Raw genomic sequence first — 17205 nt, 5'->3', positions numbered from 1 at the left:
CCCACACGACGTCCCGACGACCGGCCCGGGCCACCCACCCGCACTGCGACCGGCGCCGTTCTGCCGTGCAGCCATGAAAGCTCCGTTACGGCACCTGCCACAAGAGGCGCAGATGAAATTGCTGTTACGTCGAGTCCCACGGGCATGCGGAAGGCCCCCGGCGGTCGTGCCGGGGGCCTTCTGCGCGTGCTGCGGGCGGGTGCGTCGCGTCAGCGGGCCCGGGTGCCCGCCTTCTTGGCGGGCTTGGCGGGGGCCTTGGCCGCCTTCTTGGCGGCGGTCTTCTTGGCGGCCGCCTTCGGGGCGGCCGTCGCGGCCGCCGGCTTCGTCGCCGGCGTCTTGGCCGCTGCGCGGGCCGTCGTCCGGGTGCCGGACGCGGGGACCGCGGCCGTCGCCCGGCTCCTCGCCCGGGCGGCCGGGACGGTCGGCGCCGTCACGGCGTCGCGGACGTCGATCGTGCCCACCGGCAGGTGGCCGCGACCCGACAGGATCGGGGCGAGGAACCGGCCGGTGTGGCTCTCCGGCACGGCCGCGACCTGCTCGGGGGTGCCCTCGGCGATGACGGTGCCGCCGCCGGAGCCGCCCTCGGGCCCCATGTCGACGATCCAGTCCGCGCTCTTGATGACGTCGAGGTTGTGCTCGATGACGAGCACCGTGTTGCCCTTCTCCACGAGACCCTGGAGGACGACGAGGAGCTTGCGGATGTCCTCGAAGTGCAGCCCGGTCGTCGGCTCGTCGAGCACGTAGACCGTGCGGCCGGTGGAGCGCTTCTGCAGCTCGGTCGCGAGCTTGACCCGCTGCGCCTCGCCGCCGGACAGGGTCGGCGCGGGCTGCCCGAGGCGGACGTAACCGAGCCCGACGTCCACGAGGGTGCGCAGGTGCCGGGCGATCGCGGGGACCGCGCCGAAGAAGTCGGCGGCCTCCTCGATCGGCATGTCGAGGACGTCGCTGATCGTCTTGCCCTTGAAGTGCACCTCGAGCGTCTCCCGGTTGTACCGGGCGCCGTGGCAGACCTCGCACGGCACGTAGACGTCCGGGAGGAAGTTCATCTCGATCTTGATCGTGCCGTCGCCGGAGCACGCCTCGCAGCGGCCGCCCTTGACGTTGAAGGAGAACCGCCCCGGCAGGTAACCGCGGACCTTCGCCTCCGTCGTCTCGGCGAACAGCCGGCGCATGTGGTCGAAGACGCCCGTGTACGTCGCCGGGTTGGAGCGCGGCGTCCGGCCGATCGGGCCCTGGTCGACGTGGACGACCTTGTCGAGGTGGTCCAGGCCGATCACCGTCTTGTGCCGGCCGGGCACCTGGCGGGCGCCGTTGAGCTTGTTGGCGAGCACCGTGTAGAGGATGTCGTTGACGAGCGTCGACTTGCCCGAGCCGGAGACACCGGTCACGGCGACGAGGCAGCCCAGCGGGAACGACACGTCGATCCCGCGCAGGTTGTGCTCGCGGGCCCCGACGACGGTGACCTGGCGCTTCGGGTCCCGCGGCCGGCGGATCGCCGGCATCGCGATCTCGCGGCGGCCGGAGAGGTACTGGCCGGTGAGCGAGTCGGGGTGGGACAGCAGCCCGGCGACGGGGCCCGAGTGGACGACCTGCCCGCCGTGCTCCCCCGCGCCCGGGCCTATGTCGACGGCCCAGTCGGCGGCCCGGATCGTGTCCTCGTCGTGCTCGACGACGATGAGGGTGTTGCCGAGGTCCCGCAGCCGGGTCAGGGTGTCGATGAGCCGCCGGTTGTCGCGCTGGTGCAGGCCGATGCTCGGCTCGTCGAGGACGTAGAGGACGCCGACGAGGCCGGAGCCGATCTGGGTGGCGAGCCGGATCCGCTGCGCCTCGCCGCCGGACAGCGTGCCGGCGGCACGGTCGAGCGAGAGGTATTCCAGGCCGACGTCGAGGAGGAAGCCGAGCCGGGCATGGATCTCCTTGAGCACCCGCTCGGCGATCTGGCGCTCGCGCGCCGACAGCTCGAGGGCGCCGAGGAACTCCGCGGCGTCCCGGATTGGCAGGTTGCAGACGTCGGCGATCGACCGCCCGCCGACGAGCACCGCGAGCGACTCCGGACGCAGCCGGGCACCGTTGCACGCAGGGCACGGGATCTCCCGCATGTAGCCCTCGTAGCGCTCCCGGCTCCAGTCCGAGTCGGTCTCGGAGTGCCGGCGCTGGACGAACGGGATGGCACCCTCGAAGCCCGTCGTGTACGACCTCTCCCGGCCGTACCGGTTCTTGAACTTCACGTGGACCTTGTAGTCCTGCCCGCGCAGGAGCGCCTCCTTCGCGCGCTGCGGCAGCGCCCGCCACGGCACGTCGATGGAGAACCCGAGGTCCTCGCCGAGCGCCTTCATGAGGCGGATGAAGTAGTCGTTCGAGCCCGACGCCCACGGCGCGATGGCGCCCTCGGCGAGCGTGAGGTCCTCGTCCGGGACGAGCAGGTCGGCGTCCACCTCGAGCTTCGTGCCGATGCCGGTGCACTCCGGGCACGCGCCGAACGGGTTGTTGAACGAGAAGGTCCGCGGCTCGATCTCGTCGGTCGCGAGCGGGTGCTCGTTGGGGCACGCCATCTTCTCGCTGTAGCGGCGCTCGCGGGCGGGCGACCCCTCCGGCTCGTCGACGAGGTCGACGAGGAGGATCCCGTTCGCGAGCCCGAGGGCGGTCTCGACCGAGTCGGTGAGCCGCCGCTTCGCCGACGCCTTCGCCGTGAGCCGGTCGACGACGACCTCGATCGTGTGCTTGAGCTTCTTCTCCAGCGACGGCGGCTCGCTGAGGGACACGGTCTCGCCGTCGACGCGGGCCCGCGAGAAGCCCTTGCCCTGGAGCTCGCGGAAGAGGTCGGCGTACTCGCCCTTGCGCTCACGCACGACCGGCGCGAGCACCTGGAACCGGGTGCCCTCCGGCAGCTCGAGGAGCTGGTCGACGATCTGCTGCGGGGTCTGGCGCTGGATCGGCTCGCCGCACGTCGGGCAGTGCGGGCGGCCCGCGCGGGCCCAGAGCAGGCGCAGGTAGTCGTAGACCTCGGTGATCGTGCCGACCGTCGACCGCGGGTTGCGGTTCGTCGACTTCTGGTCGATCGACACCGCGGGCGACAGGCCCTCGATGAAGTCGACGTCGGGCTTGTCCATCTGGCCGAGGAACTGCCGGGCGTACGCCGAGAGCGACTCGACGTACCGACGCTGGCCCTCGGCGAAGATCGTGTCGAACGCCAGGGAGGACTTGCCGGACCCGGACAGACCCGTGAACACGACGAGGGCGTCGCGCGGCAGGTCGATGGAGACGTCCTTGAGGTTGTGCTCACGGGCGCCACGGACGATCAGACGGTCAATCACGGGATCCACTTCCGAAAGACGTGAAGGGGCGTCGCCCATGCTAGGTGCCCCGTCCGACAGTCTCGTGCCGAACGCCGGCCCCTCGGACGTCGTCCCAGGTCAGAGCACGGACACCTGGTCCGCAGCGGAGCCGACACGCAGCCCGACACGCAGCCCGACACGCAGCACGCCGTCCGTCGCCCCGACCGGTCAACCCCGTCGCGCGCCGCCCTGTTCCGGGCATACGGTCGCGCGGTGGACACCACACCTTCGCCCGACCTGGTCCGGGCCGCCCTCGCGGAGCAGACCCTCGCCCTCGCCGCCGAGGCGGCGACCCTCACCTCCGCGGACCTGGCCGCGCCGTCGGCGCTGCCGGGGTGGACCCGGGGCCACGTCCTCGCGCACGTGAGGCTCAACGCCGAGGCCTTCGTCGGGGTCCTCGGGGCGGCCGCCCGTGGCGAGGTCGTGAGCATGTACCCGGGCCGCGCCGAGCGGGACGCCGCCATCGAGGCGGCCGCGAGCGAGCCCGCGGACCGGCAGACGGCGGCGCTCCTCGACTCCGCGGCGCGGTTCACCCGTGCGTGGGCCGCCCTGCCGCCGCAGCGGTACGACGTCGAGTTCACCTCCCCGGCCGGCTGGTTCCAGCCCGCCGGGGTGATCGGGTTCTTCCGGTGGCGCGAGGTCGTGCTGCACCAGGCCGACCTGCAGCCCGCGGACGCCGGGCGGCGCTCCGCCGTCGACGTCCTCGCCGGTGCCGAACCGGCCCTCGTCGCCCGGCTGCTCGCCGAGACGTGCGCGACCTTCGCCGGCCGGGCCGACGTGCCGCCGCTCGTCGTCACCTCCACCGACCTGGGCACGACCTGGGAGATCGGTGCGGCGCCGGCCGCCACGGCGGTGTCCGGCACCGCCGCGGCGCTCGCCGCCTGGCTCACGGGCCGCGGCAGCGGCACCGGACTCACGTCGTCCGGGCCGCTGCCCGACCTGCCCGCGTTCGCCTGAGGTCACCGCGTCGCGGCGGGCGGCTCAGGCGAGCAGCCCCTCCCCGACGAAACCTCCCTCGGCGCAGCCCGGCGGCAGCGCGAAGACCGCGGACCCGACGTGGCTGACCCAGCGGTTCATCGCGTCCGTCGCGGCGAGCCGGCGCTGCACGGGGACGAACGCCGTCCGCGGGTCCCGCTGGTACGCCGCGAAGAGCAGGCCGACGTCCGCGCTGCCGTCCGCGCCCGGCCCGGCGTCGAAGTTGAACCCCCGGCGCAGCATGACCTCGGCCGGGGTCCTGGCCTTCGCGAGCCGGATGTGCGCCGTGTCGTCGATGACCGGGAAGCCCTGCTCGTCGACGGCGTCGAGGTCGGCGAGGTCGCTCTCGTCGGTGCCTGTCAACGGTGCGCCGGTGTCGAGCCGGCGGCCGAGGACGAGCTCCTTGCCCGCGGGGTCGAAGGCGTCCCAGGTCTCCAGCGTCAGGGAGATCCGCCGCAGCACGAGGACGGTGCCGCCGGCGAACCAGTCCGGTGCCCCCTCGTGCCACACCGCCGCGTCGAGCTCGGCGTCCTTCGGGTTGACCGTGCCGTCGACCTGGCCGAGCAGGTTCCGCGGCGTCCCGGCCGAGGCCGGCGTCTTGAAGCCGTTCTGCACCCAGCGGACCGTCGCGAAGCGGCGGGCGTCCTTCGTGAGCATCCGGACGGCGTGGCTCACCGTCGTCGGCTCGTCGGCGCACACCTGGAGCAGCAGGTCCCCGCCCGACCAGCGGTCCTCGAGCTTCTCGCCGCGGAACGCCGGCAGGTCGGCGAGCGCGGCGGGGCGCTGCGCGGCGAGCCCCGCGAGGTCGAACAGCCGGGGCCCCCAGCCGAACGTCACGGTGAGCCCCGCGGGCCGGGCCGCGAGCCACGGCTCGGTGTCGGCGAGCGCCGCGCGGCCCTGCGTGAGGTACGCGGCGTCGTCCGAGAGCAGGCGCATGAGCCGCGCGACCTCCGCGCGGCCGGTGTCCCGGCGCAGGTCGAGCGCGACGAAGGTGGCGTGCTCGGGGGCCGGCGTGGCCACGCCGTTCTGGTGCGGGCCGTGGAACGGCTCGACACGCAGCGCCCGGGCGGCGTCCGCCGCCGCGGTGCCGCCCGATGTGCCGCCCGATGTGCCGTCGGTGGCCCCGGCGGCCGGGGTCGTGGCGGTGGCCGGTGCGGCCCCGTCCGTGCGTGCGGCGCGGACCGCGACGAGCCCGAGGCCCGTCGCGGCCGCGCCGCCGGCAGCCACCCCCGCGGTGGTCAGCAGCTGCCGGCGACTCGGTCCGCTCACTGCTACATCCCGCTCGACATCGAGCCGGACATGCTCGGCGTCGGCTGGTAGCTCTCGTTGGCGCCGGTGAAGTCCTTGCCGACCGAGTTGACGGTGACCTCGGAGCCGTCCGAGAGGGTGAGGACGACCGTCACCGGGTCACCGGCCTTGACCGGGTTCTTGAGCCCCATGAACATCACGTGGTCGCCGCCGGGCTTCAGCTCGTGGGTCCCGCCCGCGGGGACGGTGAAGCCGCCCTTCTTGGGCTGCATCTTCATCGCGCCGTCGACCATGACGACCTCGTGGAGCTCGAGCATGTCGGCGGCGTCCGACGTCGCGGACACGACGGTGACGTCCGCGCTGCCGGTGTTCTTGATGATGCCGAACATCGCGGTCATGCCGCTGTCGGCGGACTTGACCCAGGTGTCGGCGACGGTGACGGGCTCGGCCGCCGCCGCGCCGGTCGTCGTCGCGGCCGTCGGGGACGCGGAGGGCGACGCCGCCGCACCGGTGCCCGACGAGGTGGAGCCGCACGCGGCGAGGACGAGTGCTGCGGCCGTCAGGACGACGGTACCGGCGGCGGACCGGGCGGCGCCGGGCCGCCCGAGGAAGGACATGTGCACTGAGGAGACCTCTTCGCTGGGCGCGCCGGACCGGCCGGTCGCGCGGGGATACGGGAGCGGGCGCACCGGCCGACGGCGGGTGCGCAGGTGCCACGGACGGCGGCCCGGCAGGCGGGCGGCGTCCGGCGGTGGCCGTCAGGCGACGGCGGGCAGGCTCCCGGGAGGTCCCCGGCGCAGCAGGTGACGGACGACGACCCGCCCGTAGGCGGGGCGGTGGTGCGCGTCGGGGGCCGGTCGGTGCGACGGCGCCGGGACGCAGGCCGCCGGAGCACCCGGCAGAGCGACCCGGAGCCGGGCGAGGACCGCCTCCACCGCACGCTCGCCACGGGTGAGCAGCCAGGCCGTCAGCGCCACCGCGACGGCGTGCGCGGCGGTCATCGTCGCGCCGTCGCCGTGCCCCATCGGGGCGCCGTCCATCGCACCGTCCATCGAACGGTTCATGAAGAGCACGTGGGTGAGGACCTGGACGACGGCGAGCCCGGCGGCGGCGCGGGGCAGCGACGGCGCACGGACCGCGAGCCAGGCACCGGCCGTGGCGCTCAGCAGGGCCGCGAGCCCGAACGCGCCCGGCCCGGGCACGGCGCCGCCAGCAGCAGCGTGGGCGAGCAGGCCCAGGCAGGTCGCGAGCACGCCGAAGGCGGCGCTCCGCCCCACCTGCACGCCCGTCTGCCCCGGCACACCGATCACGGTAGCGGGAGCCACCCCCGGATGACCCGGTCCTTACGTTGACGTCATCCTTGTGCCATGACGTACACCGGTGAGGTCACCCCCGGCGGCCCGACCGACGTCCGGGTCTTGCCCGACGTCGTCGTCCGCAAGGCGAGCGTGTCGGCGATGAACAACAACTGCTACCTGCTCACGTGCCGGGCGACGGGCGAGCAGCTGCTCGTCGACGCCGCGGACGACGCCCCGCGGCTCCTCGCGCTCGTCGAGGAGGGCGCCGCCGACGGCGGCAGGGGTCTCGGCCTCGTCGTGACGACCCACCAACACTGGGACCACCACCGTGCGCTCGCCGCGGTCGTCGCGGCGACCGGTGCCCGGACGGCGGCCGGTCGGGACGACGCCGACGCGCTCCCCGTCGCGCCCGACGACCGCCTCGACCACGGTGACACGGTGACCTTCGGTGCGCTGTCGCTGGGCGTCGTCCACCTGCGCGGGCACACCCCCGGCTCGGTGGCGCTCGTGCTGCGCCCGGCCGACGGCAGCACGCACGTCTTCACCGGCGACAGCCTTTTCCCCGGGGGGCCAGGCCGGACAACACAGCCGGAGGACTTCGCGTCGCTCATGGGTGACCTCGAGCACCGGCTGTTCGCCGAGCTCGTCGACGACGCCTGGGTGTACCCGGGGCACGGCAACGACACGACCATCGGCGACGAGCGGCCCCACCTCGAGGAGTGGCGAGCGCGCGGTTGGTGACACACCAGAACGACTGAGGCCCCCCGCTGCCAGACGGGGGGCCTCATCTTCGGGCGTCCAGACCATGGAGCGACCCTGCTGGTGGAGATGCTAGCCCTGCGGGCGGACGATCCCGGGGAACGCCGCAAAGCGCAGCTCGAGGACCGGGAAGTCGTTCGCCTGGATCGTGGTGCCGGCATGGTGCGCGTGGTCGATGTGCCAGCGGCCCATCTCATGGGTGAGGCGCGCGTAGTCGGTGGCCCTCAGCACGGCGTTGATGACGCTGGCCCACTCTCGCTGGCGGCCGGGCTGAGCGAGGGGGACTGACGGCGGGTAGATCGCGACCTCGGTGCGGTAGAGCCCACCGTCGTCGGTCAGTCGCACGGGCGCCCGAAGGCTGCCAGGCAGGTCCCCTTCGGCCGTCGTCAAGACGACGTGCTGCCCCGCCCACAGATCCCGTTCCCACGTTGACGGGCTGGCTGCGGCGGAGGCCGCGGCAGGGTCCAGCCCGAGGGCCAGCCAGGTTCGCGGGTCGAGGACGCGCGGGTCGGGCTCGGCGTCCAGGTCGGCAGGCACAGATAGACGGGCCACGGGGGTCCTCTCAGCTGGTCAGGTGCGGTCGTCGAGCTTGGCCTCGATGCGCGCGAGCCGCTCGTCCCGGCCCCCGTCGCCGCCGCATGCCGCGGACGACGAGGCGGACGACGAAGGCGATGGCTGCCAGAACGAGCAGCAGGAAGAGCAGCGCCGGCGGGTTGTCGATGAGTCGGAGCATGAGGTCCCCCTGGGATGACGGTCAGGACCCGCCATCCTGCCGCACCGTGAGCGGCTCCGAGCGCACAGTCACGGTGTGGCTCCCGGGGGCCGCATCCCCCACGATGGTCCGGCCCGTGGCCGTCGCCCACGCGGCGACCTTCTCGCGGGACCAGATGCGCCCGGTCTTGAGGTCGGCCTCGGGCTCGGGGAAGCCCGGCGTCCGGGCGAGCTGGACGACGCGCTGCCGAGAGACGCCGAGCATCGCAGCGATCTCGGCTGACCCGACCAGGTGATGCATGAGGCGAACGATAGCGGCGTGCATCAGGTGGCCCTTGCTCTAGTCACATGACTAGGCTAGCGTCATATCTAGTCGGGTGACTAGCACCGCACCCGAGACCATACAGAGCGGCCCCGGCCAGCGTTGGAGCGCTGGCACGGGGCCTGGACCGGAACCCTTTCAAGGAGGGCACCGATCGTGACGAGCATCCTGCCAGCCGCACGCACAACCCCCGGCCGACCCGCCGTCCTCGGTGTCGACGGTCCTGACCTGTCGGACCTCACCGAGGACGAGCTCGCCAGCGTCATCGACGCCGCGAACGCGGCCGCCACCGACGCCCTGCTGCGCGTCTGGGAGAGCAAGGACCAGGCCGCCGCGGAGGGACGCGCCGCGAGCGCCGTCCGCGGTCCGTCCCCCGTCCCGTTGTGGCCTGCCCCTTGCGCGCTGGGCCCCGAGACGTTCGGCGAACGGGTGCGCCTGCGCGCCCTCATCGCCGCCACGGTGCTCGCCGGGCTCGTCGCCTGGGCCGGCGCATCCGCGTGGGTGTGGTCCTGATGCGCCGCCTGGTGCCGGACACCATCGAGCCGGCGCGGGTCGCCGCACTGGAGTGGCAGAACCGGTCCCTGTGCCGCGAGGTGGACGGCGAGATCTTCTACCCGGACAAGGGCGAGTCGACGCAGCCCGCGAAGCGCGTGTGCATGGGCTGCGAGGTCCGCACGGAGTGCCTGTCCTACGCCCTCGCCAACCGTGAGGCGTTCGGCGTCTGGGGTGGGCTGTCGGAGCGCGAGCGCCGCCGTCTGCTCCCGACGCGTGTCCCGCGCCCGGCCGCGGCCGCTGGCGACGTCCAGGAGGTGGCCGCGTGAGCGCGCAGTCCTCGCGGGTCGGCCGCCGTCCGTCGGCGTTCGCGGGGGCGTGGCGCGCTGAGGGCTTCCCGTGGTGCGACGTCTGCCGGAAGCCGGCCGTCCAGAAGCCCGGCCTGGAGGCGAGGCACGCGACGGTCGAGCACCCGGACGGTGTGCAGTTCGAGGCGGACCCGAGCGGTCACCGGGTGTCCATCACCCAGTGGGCGGCCGGTGAGCAGCAGGGTGCCGCGCAGCCGCGCAGCACCTCGAGGTCGACGAAGGAGGTGGCGGCGTGAGCGTGCTGGAGATGCTCGCCCAGCTGGTGATGGGTGGGCCGCCGAAGGTGCAGTGCGACGGGTGCGGCGTGACGGTCAGCGGCGACGACCTCGGCGCGGTCGCGCCCCAGGCCGACAAGAGCTGGTGCCGGGGTTGCCTCGCTGCCGGGCGGGTGCCGGACGAGGTCTGATGCCGAGCCAGCAGGAGAGCACGAGCCCGTCGTGGCGTGCCGCGAGCGAGCAGTGGGAGCGAGCCAGGAAGGCAGCCGGTGCGCTGCGCCGCGCCGGCGCCGAGATCCCGGCCGAGACGCTCATGGCAACGGTCGCGGCCGCGCTCAAGCGCGAGCTCGACGCAGCGCTGAGCGCACCCGCGAGCGCGGGCGTGCACGCGGGCGGAATTCCGGGACGGAGACAGGGGCGATGAGGAGACAACCGCGCGTGCTGCGCGCGTGCTGCGCGCCTGCGCGCGATATCAATTCCGGGGCCGGAAATCCACCTCTGACCTGCGGTTTCACCCGTCCGGCGGGATGTTCCCGTCGGGTGCTGGTCGCCTGCGCGCACCGCCCCGCGCGGCGGGTGGCCGGGCGTGGCCCGGCGGCGGACGCCCCCCGCCGCCGGGCCACGTATGCGCGCGCCTACGTGGGTGCGTGGTGAGCCGGGACGCGGCCCTCGGGGGTCTGCTGCTGCTGGTCTGTCTGTGGGCGGCCTGGCGGTCGGACCGCGGGGCGAGGCGGGCCGGGGGTGGCCGGTCGACGGGTGCCCGGGGGAAGGCCATGGCCATGGGCGCGGGGTCGCCGGCCGGTGCGGTGTACGTGCCGATGAAGGCCAAGGCCAAGCACCCGGTGGCCATGGGCCTGACCAGGTGGGTACTCAAGCGGGTCGTCCTGGTGGCCACGGTGTGGCCAGCGTGGACGGTGGCCGTGGCCGGTGGCCTCGCAGTGGCCGGGTGGGCTGGCCTGCTGGTCCGTGGCCTGCACTGGATGGCCGCTGCCGTGCCGGTGCTGCCGCTGCTGGCCGTGGCCATCTACGCGGCCGCGAGGTGGCGGCGGGTGGCCATGGCCGACGCGTGGGCCGACCTCTGGCTGCGCCTGGCCGATGACGTGAAGGACTCTGCCGGGAAGGTCACCGAGCGGGCCGTGCTGCCCGGGTCACGGCTGGTCCGGCCACGTGGCCAGCGGCGCCTCGTCCAGCTCGTCCACGAGGATGGCCTGCTCCGGGAGATCGTGCTCACGGTCAGGCTCGGCCGGACCGCCCAGACCGTCGACCACGTCCGGAAGGCCATAGGGGTCATCGCCGCGGTCTACCTGACCTACGGCGACTGCGTGGCCGTGGCCGAGGCCAGCCACAAGGGCGAGGCCGAGGTCCGCATCACCACCGCAGTGTGGGCCGACCGCGAGCGCGAGCAGCGCGAGGCGCGGGTTGGCCAGACGGTGGTCTGGGATCGGCCGACGCTGGACGTGGCCAAGGGCACCATCGAGCCGGCCGTCGTCCTGGCCGACTTCTCGCCGGCGCTGCTCGACCTGTGGACTCCGGGGTGGGGTGCGCGGCGCATCTGGATCGCTGGTGAGTCGGGGTCGGGGAAGACGTATGGCCTCAACGACATCCTCCTCGACGCGTGCACGGCCGGGGTCGTCGTCCCGCACATCATCGACCTCGAGGACGGGCCGACCCTGGCCGGGTGGGAGAAGTACGCGGCCTCCTACGCCACGACGATCGCCGACGCCGTCGAGCTGCTCGACGGGTTGATGGCCGAGCACGAGGCCCGCAAGCCGCTGTTGAAGCGACTCAGTCGTGAGATGGGTGTCGACGTCATCCCGCCGTCCCGGGAGAACCCGGTGCACCTGCCGGTCATCGACGGTGGTCCGCGGGCGGTGCGCACGGACCCGTTCATGGACCGGATCCGGGTGGCCGCGTTCGAGTGGCGGAAGTTCCTCATGGGCCTGATCTGGGTGTCCCAGCCGGGCACGGCCGAGGCAGCCTTCGGCAACGCGGACCGGGGTGGCACGGCCCTGCGGGACCAGTTCAATGTGCGGATCGGGTTCCGAGCCGGCGCCCAGACGTCGACCGCGATGTTCGACGATCACTCACTGCTGCCGTCCATCAGCGTGTCGACGCCCGGGGTGGCGTTCCTCCAGAGCCCGACGCACCCGGTACCGACTCCCGTGCGCTTCAAGTACCAGCAGGACGCGGAGGCGCTGCGCAGGCAGCACCTGGACGTCCCGACCTGGGAGCGGCCTGCCGGTGGGTTCGTGGCGCCGGCGGCCGGGCCGGTGGAGGCGTGGCCGCGGGCGGCGACCGCGAGCCCGCAGGACAGCGGTGAGCGGGCGGTCGTCCGGGACGACGTCCCGGCGGCCGGGGAGCCGGGCTACCTGCGGGACCCGGACCCGGAGGCGCGGATCCGCGGCGTGCTCCATGCGCGTGGGCCGATGACGGCCAAGGAGATCCAGGTGGCGACGCGGCTCTCGGAGAGCCGCGTCTACGAGCTGCTCCCGCGGATGCGGGGGCTCACGAAGGACAAGCGCTACGGCGGCCGCTGGTCGCTTGAGCAGAAGGTGGGCAGCTGATGTGCCAGACCACGGCCGAGGGCGGGAAGCGGTGCCCGACACACGACCGGGGCCCACGGGCGGCGGGCCCGCTCCCCGGGGCGCGGGGCGGTGGCCGCCCACCGCTGGCCGCGTACACGGCGCCGGCGGCGACGGAGCTGCCGCCGATGCCCGCCGACTACCAGCCGAAGCTCTCCCGGACCGCGCGGCTGCTGGGCCTCGACAAGCGGATGACCGAGGCCAAGCGGCGGCTCTTCTGGTACCGCGAGGAGTGCGGCTACCAGGGGCCCATCAACCAGGACGGCCTGCCGTGCCGGGTGGTCCGGTGAGCGCGCTTCCGAGGTCGTGGCGGCCGTGGGTTCTCGCGGGCCTGGTGCTCGTCGGGGTGTGGGCGGGGAGCTGGGTGACGCAGCTGTGACCGCTCCCGAGCGCGACAGCGACGCGGCCCCGCCGGCGCAGCCCACGCCTGTGCCGCGGCCGGTGGAGGTGCTGCCCGGGGAGTACACGTCCTACGTGCGGCGCATCCGGCCGGTGCCGACCCGCTGGTGGCAGTGGATCGGCACGTGGCGCCCCTGGGTCGCGGTCGTCGAGCGCCGAGCCGAGGGCGACCGCGCTGACCCGTGGCGGGCGCGGTTCTGGACGAGAGAGGCCGCTGACGTGTGGCGGCGAGCGCAGGAGCTGGCGATCCAGGAAGGGTCGTCGTGGAGGGAGAAGCGGTGAGCGAGTCGCAGGTGTCGTCGGGGCGACTGGACCAGGCGGGGCGGCTGCTGTCACCGGTCGCGCTGCTCGCGGCGATGGGCCTGGTGGCGCAGTCGGAGTGGTCGCTGGCCCTGGCGGTCGGGTGGCCGGCGTGGGTGGCGTGGCTGGCGCCGGTGGCGCTGGACGCCTACGTGCTCGCCGCGGTCCGGTCTCGGAAGGACATGGGGCCGGCGGTGGTGGTGTCGTCGGTGTCGGTGCTCGTCTCGCACGCCATCTACGCGTCGCCGCGCGCCTGGGCGTCCGGGGTACCGGGCGAGGGGCACCTGGTGCCGCTGCTCGCCGCCAGTTGCAGCGTCGTCCCGCTGCTCGTCGCGTGGCGGATCCACAACATCGACCAGAAGGCGAAGCGCCCGACGACCACCCGGGCCACCCTCAAGCCGCGCATCGACACACCGGCGGCCGCTCCCGCCCAGCCCGCCGCCGACACGGCAGCGGTGGCGCCGTCCGCGAGCGCGGGCCCGAGGGGGCTGGCGCTGGTGACGCAGGTGCGGGCACGTCCGGGACGGAACCCGGGCGCCCGGGAGCGGGCGATCGCAGATGCGCGGGCGTGGCGTGAGGAGCACGGCACCCTCCCGACCATCAAGCAGCTCGAGGACCACGGCCCGCACGCGCACAAGACCGCGCAGCGGGCCCTCGAGCACATCAAGGCGAAGGAGGCTGCCGCGTGATGGGCTCGACGCACCGGGCGCTGGGGTTCGTCGCTGGGGCTGCGTTCGGCTCGGCGACGGTGACCGCGGCCGGCCGGCTGTCCCCGGATGCCGACCAGTACCGAGGGTGGCGGCTCGCCGACCGGGTCACACCGGACGAGCTCCTCGGCAGGGGCCGGCCGATGCAGCACCGGGGCATCACCCACTGGTGGGCGTGGCCGGCCGCCGCGAGCGCCGTCCTGGTCCTCGGAGACGTCCCGGAGCGGGGCGGGTGGGTGTGGCTGCTGCTGTGCTCCCTGGTGGCGGGTTGGTGGTCGCACCTGCTCGGGGACCTGGTGTTCGGCCGGGCCGATGGGTTCTCCGGCCGGGGGCCTGGCGTGCCGGTGCTGCCTTGGTGGGCGCACCTGGGTGTCGGGCTCCGCTGCGGTGGCCTGCTCGAGCGGGTGACGGGGGTGGCGCTGGTGCCGCTCGGGGTGTGGGTGGTCGCGGCGAGCGCGGGGGTCGTCGCGGGGCCGACGGTTGTGGCGGGGTGGTCGGCGTGACGTACCTGGTGCTCTTCGCGGTCGACGGTGCGCTGCTGACGCACCGGCTGGAGGTGCCCCGCCCGATCCGTGACGAGGGCGACGTGGCCTACGTGGCGGCGCAGCTCGCCGCGGAGCACGACGTTCCCGAGGTGCGCGTGCTGGCGTGGTCGGTGTTCGAGGAGGAGGCAGCGTGAGCGGCACGGTGGCGGTCCGGGACCGCGCGACGGTGGCAGGTGAGGTCGTCGGGTTCGTTGACGCTCCGCGCCGGCGTGGCCCGTGGGCGCGGCAAGAGCCGCTTGGGCACCCGCACCCGCTGGCGACGGAGGCGCAGACCCGGCAGGCGACGCTCGTGGACGTGTGGCGTGCGGACCCCGGCCTGCGGTGGCTGCTGTACGGGACGGCGGCCGCGGTCGCTCTCGGCGCGCGCGTGCCGTACTGGTGGCTCGTCGACGTCGTGCTCGTCGTGGTCGTGCCGGTCTGGAAGGACTGGCGGGTCTGGGTGCCCGTGTTCTTCGCGGACATGCCCGACGGCCAGCTCTGGGTCCGCCAGGTCGACGACGCCGCGTGAGGAACGCAGCGAGCGCCCCCAGCCTCAGGCTGGGGGCGCTTCGTCGTCTGCGCGGCGGACGTCGCCGGCGGGGAGCCACACCTGGTAGTTGACGTCGTTCATCCGGACCTCGACGAGGACGGCCGTCTGGGTCCAGCCGAGTGCCCGGCCGGGGGCGTCGGTCCGGTCGGCTGCTCCGAGGTCGAGGGACGCGACCACCTGCGGTCGCTCGGCCACGGGCGGGGTCGTCACGCTGCCGACGATGCTGGCCGCGCGGACGGTGTTGCGGATGAACAGGCTCACGCCCGGCATCATGCCGTGCCCGGTGGCGGCCTCAGCGAGTTACGTAACCACGGTGCGGGCCGTGGGGTTCTCCACACTCTGCCGTCTGTCCCTGCCCGGGGTACAGAGCCGGGGGCCGCTGGCCTCGGGGGCCAGGTCGTTCCCGGGTGCAGAGCCGGCGCAGTATGGCGCTGAGGACACCGGTTCCAGCCTACGCGCGAGGCCTGTAACCGCTCGGTTACCGGCCTCACCAGTGGCAGGAGTCGCCACAGGTGCAGTCCGACCGGCATCCCGGCGTGGTGCCTGCGATGATCGTCTCGACCGGCTCGACGTCGAGCAGCGGACCGGATACGTCGGGGCCGTCGGGATGTGTGACCAGCAGCCGTGCTTGCTTGGGCCCGCGTCCTTCGCTCATCTGAACCCCTTACCTGCTGGTTATCCGCCTGCGAAGTCGCGGCGCTTGATCTTCGCCATCCGGCCGTCCGGGTGGTGGAACACCAGGCCCTCGTAGTCGTTGGCGAGCAGCCACCGGCGCAGCGCGTCGAACGACCGGTCGGGCAGGTCGAACCGGTCCGCTGTCCGGTGCTCGACCAGGGTGTGCCGGTCGTAGTTCTCCGGGTTGCCCTGCACCTTGGGGCCGCACAGCTCGTAGGTCCCGATCTTCCACGTGCACCCTACGGAGCGCCACGCCTCGTCGAAGAACTTGGCGAACGGCGACTGGCCCATCCACTCCCAGCCAACAGCCTTGCCCGTGACGACGTCGACCTGCACCGGACGGAACCCAGGAGGCGCAGCCTTGCCGGCCTTCACCTCGCGCCGGGCCAGCCAGTCGCGGCCGTCGAACATCACGCAGGTGCCGTCGTACTTCCGGGTCGCGACGCCCTCGCCGTCGAGCACCCACTGGCACTCCGGGTTGACCTCGGGGAGCACGTGCGCCCGGTCGTCGGGGTCCCGGACGAACAGGGTCGGGATCTTCTGCATCCTCAAAGCCTACGCGCGGAAACGCTCAGATATCGGAGGCTGCGGGCGCGATTCACGTTCACGCACAACGGCTCTGAGCGAAACCCGTGCGCGGAACGGTGCGCGGTTGACTCACGCGCTGCGCGGTGCTGGCCGAGGAGGTCCCGGCCCCCGGCCCGGGGATGTGCCCGGGACCTCCTCGGTTGCTGGGGCTGGCATCGGGCCAGTCCCTGCACCTCCAAGGGTGACGTCCTGCGACGGTGCGGGTGCGGACCTGGCGCGGCGTTCACCCGTCCGGGCGCAAACGCCGCGAGCGCCCCGCCGGCCCGGTGAGGTGGGCTGGCGGGGCGCTTCCCCGGGTGGGCGGGGTTCAGGCAGCGGGCGGAGGTTCGGGCTGGCCGGTGAGGATGCGGTCGAACACGGGCGTCCCGGGGTCGCTGACGGCCTGCTGGCCGTAGGCGAGCGTCGGGGTGGGGTCGGCGTGGACGGTGGCCGTGTCGACCCAGCGGAGCTCGGTGAGACCAGCGTGGCCGTGGACGGCGAGGACGTCGTCGATGCGGTCCCAGATGCAGGTCTGGGCGGGTCGGCCGATGGGTGCGAGCCAGCGGGTGGCGACGCGCCCGTCGGAGAACTCGATGCCCTCGGCGACGGTGCCCACGCCGGAGACACCGGAGACGTCGGCGTGGCGGACGAGGACGAACCGCCGCACGGGTCAGCCGTCCCGGTGCTCGCCGAGGATGACGTCGTCGCCTGCGATGACGTCGGTGGCGGCGGGGTCGAGTCCGCCGTGGACGAGCGCGAGGACGGTGGACCCGATGGCGGACACGAGGATCGTCGGCCACTCCAGCGACAGGACGCCGGCGATGGGCACGGTGAGCACGTACCCGGCGATCGCGCCGGCGAACGCGGCGAGGCCGCGGGCGATGACGCGGGTGACGAGGTCGCTGGTGTCGGGGACGGTGAGGGCGGCGAGCCGGCGGGTGATGACGACGATCTCGCCGCCGGCGAGCTGCAGGAGCAGGCCGGTGGCGAGGGCGAGGTCGACGCGGCCGGTGGAGATGACGACGAGGAGGAAGGGGATGGCGATGTGCTGGGCCTGGCGGATGCTGGCCTCGGCGACCTCGGCCCACCAGTCGCGGGTGAGGGCGGCAGCGAACGCGGCGCGGACGCGGGCGAGGTAGGCGGTCATCGGGTGCTCCCTGGGGGTGTGTGGAAGTCGG

25 protein-coding genes are annotated in these 17205 nt (G+C 73.7%); 14 read left to right on the top strand and 11 right to left on the bottom strand.

The window, feature by feature from the left end; genetic code table 11:
* Positions 1-209: 209 nt before the first annotated feature.
* Positions 210-3353 carry an excinuclease ABC subunit UvrA gene (uvrA, locus tag ECOMGDLI_RS29040; protein WP_088320325.1) on the bottom strand — a complete coding sequence of 1048 codons (3144 nt, stop codon included), beginning with the start codon at positions 3351-3353 and terminating at the stop codon, positions 210-212.
* 195 nt (positions 3354-3548) lie between these two features.
* Between uvrA and ECOMGDLI_RS29035 the strand changes: the two genes are divergently transcribed.
* Entirely contained in the window at positions 3549-4292 is a 744-nt protein-coding gene (locus ECOMGDLI_RS29035; RefSeq protein WP_158221202.1) for a maleylpyruvate isomerase family mycothiol-dependent enzyme, read from the top strand.
* A 24-nt stretch (positions 4293-4316) separates the two neighbouring features.
* Here the strand turns inward: ECOMGDLI_RS29035 and ECOMGDLI_RS29030 are convergent, their stop codons facing one another.
* The 3 genes from ECOMGDLI_RS29030 to ECOMGDLI_RS29020 all read right to left on the bottom strand — a co-directional run bounded on the left by ECOMGDLI_RS29030 (position 4317) and on the right by ECOMGDLI_RS29020 (position 6859).
* Positions 4317-5579, bottom strand: a complete 1263-nt coding sequence (locus ECOMGDLI_RS29030) for a Dyp-type peroxidase (RefSeq protein WP_198955284.1) — start codon at positions 5577-5579, stop codon at positions 4317-4319.
* A gap of 2 nt (positions 5580-5581) precedes the next feature.
* A complete protein-coding gene (locus tag ECOMGDLI_RS29025) occupies positions 5582-6175 on the bottom strand; it encodes a copper chaperone PCu(A)C (protein WP_088320323.1) in 594 nt (197 codons plus the stop codon).
* Positions 6176-6316: 141 nt separating this feature from the next.
* Complete coding sequence (locus ECOMGDLI_RS29020; RefSeq protein WP_143448018.1) at positions 6317-6859, bottom strand: hypothetical protein; 543 nt, start codon at positions 6857-6859, stop codon at positions 6317-6319.
* A 66-nt stretch (positions 6860-6925) separates the two neighbouring features.
* On the opposite strand from ECOMGDLI_RS29020, the gene ECOMGDLI_RS29015 reads away from it, so the two are divergent.
* Positions 6926-7597, top strand: coding sequence for an MBL fold metallo-hydrolase (locus tag ECOMGDLI_RS29015; protein WP_088320321.1), 672 nt, complete (start codon positions 6926-6928; stop codon positions 7595-7597).
* 90 nt (positions 7598-7687) lie between these two features.
* Here ECOMGDLI_RS29015 and ECOMGDLI_RS34140 read toward each other — a convergent pair whose 3' ends face one another.
* Together ECOMGDLI_RS34140 and ECOMGDLI_RS29005 are read right to left on the bottom strand one after the other, a co-directional pair.
* Positions 7688-7960 (bottom strand): hypothetical protein, encoded by a 273-nt coding sequence (locus ECOMGDLI_RS34140; protein WP_143448017.1) that lies wholly within the window; start codon positions 7958-7960, stop codon positions 7688-7690.
* A 409-nt stretch (positions 7961-8369) separates the two neighbouring features.
* On the bottom strand, positions 8370-8627 hold the full coding sequence (locus ECOMGDLI_RS29005) for a hypothetical protein (protein WP_198955282.1): 258 nt from the start codon (positions 8625-8627) through the stop codon (positions 8370-8372).
* Between the two features lie 177 nt (positions 8628-8804).
* Between ECOMGDLI_RS29005 and ECOMGDLI_RS29000 the strand changes: the two genes are divergently transcribed.
* The 12 genes from ECOMGDLI_RS29000 (at position 8805) to ECOMGDLI_RS28950 (ending at position 14764) form a co-directional block, all read left to right on the top strand.
* Entirely contained in the window at positions 8805-9161 is a 357-nt protein-coding gene (locus tag ECOMGDLI_RS29000; protein ID WP_088320318.1) for a hypothetical protein, read from the top strand.
* Positions 9161-9469: a WhiB family transcriptional regulator gene (locus tag ECOMGDLI_RS28995; RefSeq protein WP_088320351.1), complete on the top strand. Its 309-nt coding sequence runs from the start codon at positions 9161-9163 to the stop codon at positions 9467-9469. Before ECOMGDLI_RS29000 ends, ECOMGDLI_RS28995 begins: the two co-directional genes overlap by 1 nt.
* The gene (locus ECOMGDLI_RS28990) at positions 9466-9744 is read left to right on the top strand and encodes a hypothetical protein (RefSeq protein WP_088320317.1); all 279 of its coding nucleotides are present in this window, start codon (positions 9466-9468) and stop codon (positions 9742-9744) included. Before ECOMGDLI_RS28995 ends, ECOMGDLI_RS28990 begins: the two co-directional genes overlap by 4 nt.
* Positions 9741-9914: a hypothetical protein gene (locus ECOMGDLI_RS34995; protein ID WP_158221201.1), complete on the top strand. Its 174-nt coding sequence runs from the start codon at positions 9741-9743 to the stop codon at positions 9912-9914. The genes ECOMGDLI_RS28990 and ECOMGDLI_RS34995 overlap by 4 nt, the downstream gene beginning before the upstream one ends.
* A complete protein-coding gene (locus ECOMGDLI_RS28985) occupies positions 9914-10147 on the top strand; it encodes a hypothetical protein (protein ID WP_088320316.1) in 234 nt (77 codons plus the stop codon). Before ECOMGDLI_RS34995 ends, ECOMGDLI_RS28985 begins: the two co-directional genes overlap by 1 nt.
* A gap of 355 nt (positions 10148-10502) precedes the next feature.
* Positions 10503-12287, top strand: coding sequence for a hypothetical protein (locus tag ECOMGDLI_RS28980; protein WP_143448016.1), 1785 nt, complete (start codon positions 10503-10505; stop codon positions 12285-12287).
* Positions 12288-12433: 146 nt separating this feature from the next.
* Entirely contained in the window at positions 12434-12595 is a 162-nt protein-coding gene (locus tag ECOMGDLI_RS34990) for a hypothetical protein (RefSeq protein WP_158221199.1), read from the top strand.
* 85 nt (positions 12596-12680) lie between these two features.
* Positions 12681-12986 carry a hypothetical protein gene (locus ECOMGDLI_RS28970; RefSeq protein ID WP_143448015.1) on the top strand — a complete coding sequence of 102 codons (306 nt, stop codon included), beginning with the start codon at positions 12681-12683 and terminating at the stop codon, positions 12984-12986.
* Positions 12983-13693, top strand: coding sequence for a hypothetical protein (locus ECOMGDLI_RS34985; protein ID WP_088320312.1), 711 nt, complete (start codon positions 12983-12985; stop codon positions 13691-13693). The genes ECOMGDLI_RS28970 and ECOMGDLI_RS34985 overlap by 4 nt, the downstream gene beginning before the upstream one ends.
* Entirely contained in the window at positions 13693-14214 is a 522-nt protein-coding gene (locus ECOMGDLI_RS28960; protein ID WP_369812805.1) for a hypothetical protein, read from the top strand. The genes ECOMGDLI_RS34985 and ECOMGDLI_RS28960 overlap by 1 nt, the downstream gene beginning before the upstream one ends.
* Complete coding sequence (locus tag ECOMGDLI_RS28955) at positions 14211-14390, top strand: hypothetical protein (protein WP_143448014.1); 180 nt, start codon at positions 14211-14213, stop codon at positions 14388-14390. The genes ECOMGDLI_RS28960 and ECOMGDLI_RS28955 overlap by 4 nt, the downstream gene beginning before the upstream one ends.
* Positions 14387-14764 carry a hypothetical protein gene (locus ECOMGDLI_RS28950; protein ID WP_088320309.1) on the top strand — a complete coding sequence of 126 codons (378 nt, stop codon included), beginning with the start codon at positions 14387-14389 and terminating at the stop codon, positions 14762-14764. The genes ECOMGDLI_RS28955 and ECOMGDLI_RS28950 overlap by 4 nt, the downstream gene beginning before the upstream one ends.
* A gap of 24 nt (positions 14765-14788) precedes the next feature.
* Here ECOMGDLI_RS28950 and ECOMGDLI_RS28945 read toward each other — a convergent pair whose 3' ends face one another.
* The 5 genes from ECOMGDLI_RS28945 to ECOMGDLI_RS28930 form a co-directional block, all read right to left on the bottom strand.
* Entirely contained in the window at positions 14789-15046 is a 258-nt protein-coding gene (locus tag ECOMGDLI_RS28945) for a hypothetical protein (RefSeq protein ID WP_143448013.1), read from the bottom strand.
* Between the two features lie 226 nt (positions 15047-15272).
* Complete coding sequence (locus ECOMGDLI_RS34980) at positions 15273-15440, bottom strand: hypothetical protein (RefSeq protein WP_158221198.1); 168 nt, start codon at positions 15438-15440, stop codon at positions 15273-15275.
* Between the two features lie 20 nt (positions 15441-15460).
* A complete protein-coding gene (locus ECOMGDLI_RS28940) occupies positions 15461-16006 on the bottom strand; it encodes a hypothetical protein (protein ID WP_088320307.1) in 546 nt (181 codons plus the stop codon).
* A 349-nt stretch (positions 16007-16355) separates the two neighbouring features.
* A complete protein-coding gene (locus ECOMGDLI_RS35600) occupies positions 16356-16694 on the bottom strand; it encodes a hypothetical protein (RefSeq protein ID WP_198955281.1) in 339 nt (112 codons plus the stop codon).
* 3 nt (positions 16695-16697) lie between these two features.
* Complete coding sequence (locus tag ECOMGDLI_RS28930) at positions 16698-17174, bottom strand: hypothetical protein (RefSeq protein WP_088320306.1); 477 nt, start codon at positions 17172-17174, stop codon at positions 16698-16700.
* Positions 17175-17205: the final 31 nt, after the last annotated feature.

It is taken from the genome of Kineosporia sp. R_H_3 (assembly GCF_002198675.1).
Taxonomy (GTDB): domain Bacteria; phylum Actinomycetota; class Actinomycetes; order Actinomycetales; family Kineosporiaceae; genus R-H-3.
This window is presented reverse-complemented; position numbering and strand designations above follow the sequence as displayed.

What these genes read in the sequence shown, in the direction of transcription:
- uvrA (WP_088320325.1), bottom strand. Translation starts at nt 3,353, where the DNA reads ATGGGCGACGCCCCTTCACGTCTTTCGGAAGTGGATCCCGTGATTGAC.
- ECOMGDLI_RS29025 (WP_088320323.1), bottom strand. Translation starts at nt 6,175, where the DNA reads ATGTCCTTCCTCGGGCGGCCCGGCGCCGCCCGGTCCGCCGCCGGTACC.
- ECOMGDLI_RS29015 (WP_088320321.1), top strand. Translation starts at nt 6,926, where the DNA reads ATGACGTACACCGGTGAGGTCACCCCCGGCGGCCCGACCGACGTCCGG.
- ECOMGDLI_RS29005 (WP_198955282.1), bottom strand. Translation starts at nt 8,627, where the DNA reads ATGCATCACCTGGTCGGGTCAGCCGAGATCGCTGCGATGCTCGGCGTC.
- ECOMGDLI_RS28995 (WP_088320351.1), top strand. Translation starts at nt 9,161, where the DNA reads ATGCGCCGCCTGGTGCCGGACACCATCGAGCCGGCGCGGGTCGCCGCA.
- ECOMGDLI_RS28985 (WP_088320316.1), top strand. Translation starts at nt 9,914, where the DNA reads ATGCCGAGCCAGCAGGAGAGCACGAGCCCGTCGTGGCGTGCCGCGAGC.
- ECOMGDLI_RS28980 (WP_143448016.1), top strand. Translation starts at nt 10,503, where the DNA reads ATGGGCGCGGGGTCGCCGGCCGGTGCGGTGTACGTGCCGATGAAGGCC.
- ECOMGDLI_RS34990 (WP_158221199.1), top strand. Translation starts at nt 12,434, where the DNA reads ATGCCCGCCGACTACCAGCCGAAGCTCTCCCGGACCGCGCGGCTGCTG.
- ECOMGDLI_RS28960 (WP_369812805.1), top strand. Translation starts at nt 13,693, where the DNA reads ATGGGCTCGACGCACCGGGCGCTGGGGTTCGTCGCTGGGGCTGCGTTC.
- ECOMGDLI_RS34980 (WP_158221198.1), bottom strand. Translation starts at nt 15,440, where the DNA reads ATGAGCGAAGGACGCGGGCCCAAGCAAGCACGGCTGCTGGTCACACAT.
- ECOMGDLI_RS28940 (WP_088320307.1), bottom strand. Translation starts at nt 16,006, where the DNA reads ATGCAGAAGATCCCGACCCTGTTCGTCCGGGACCCCGACGACCGGGCG.
- ECOMGDLI_RS28930 (WP_088320306.1), bottom strand. Translation starts at nt 17,174, where the DNA reads ATGACCGCCTACCTCGCCCGCGTCCGCGCCGCGTTCGCTGCCGCCCTC.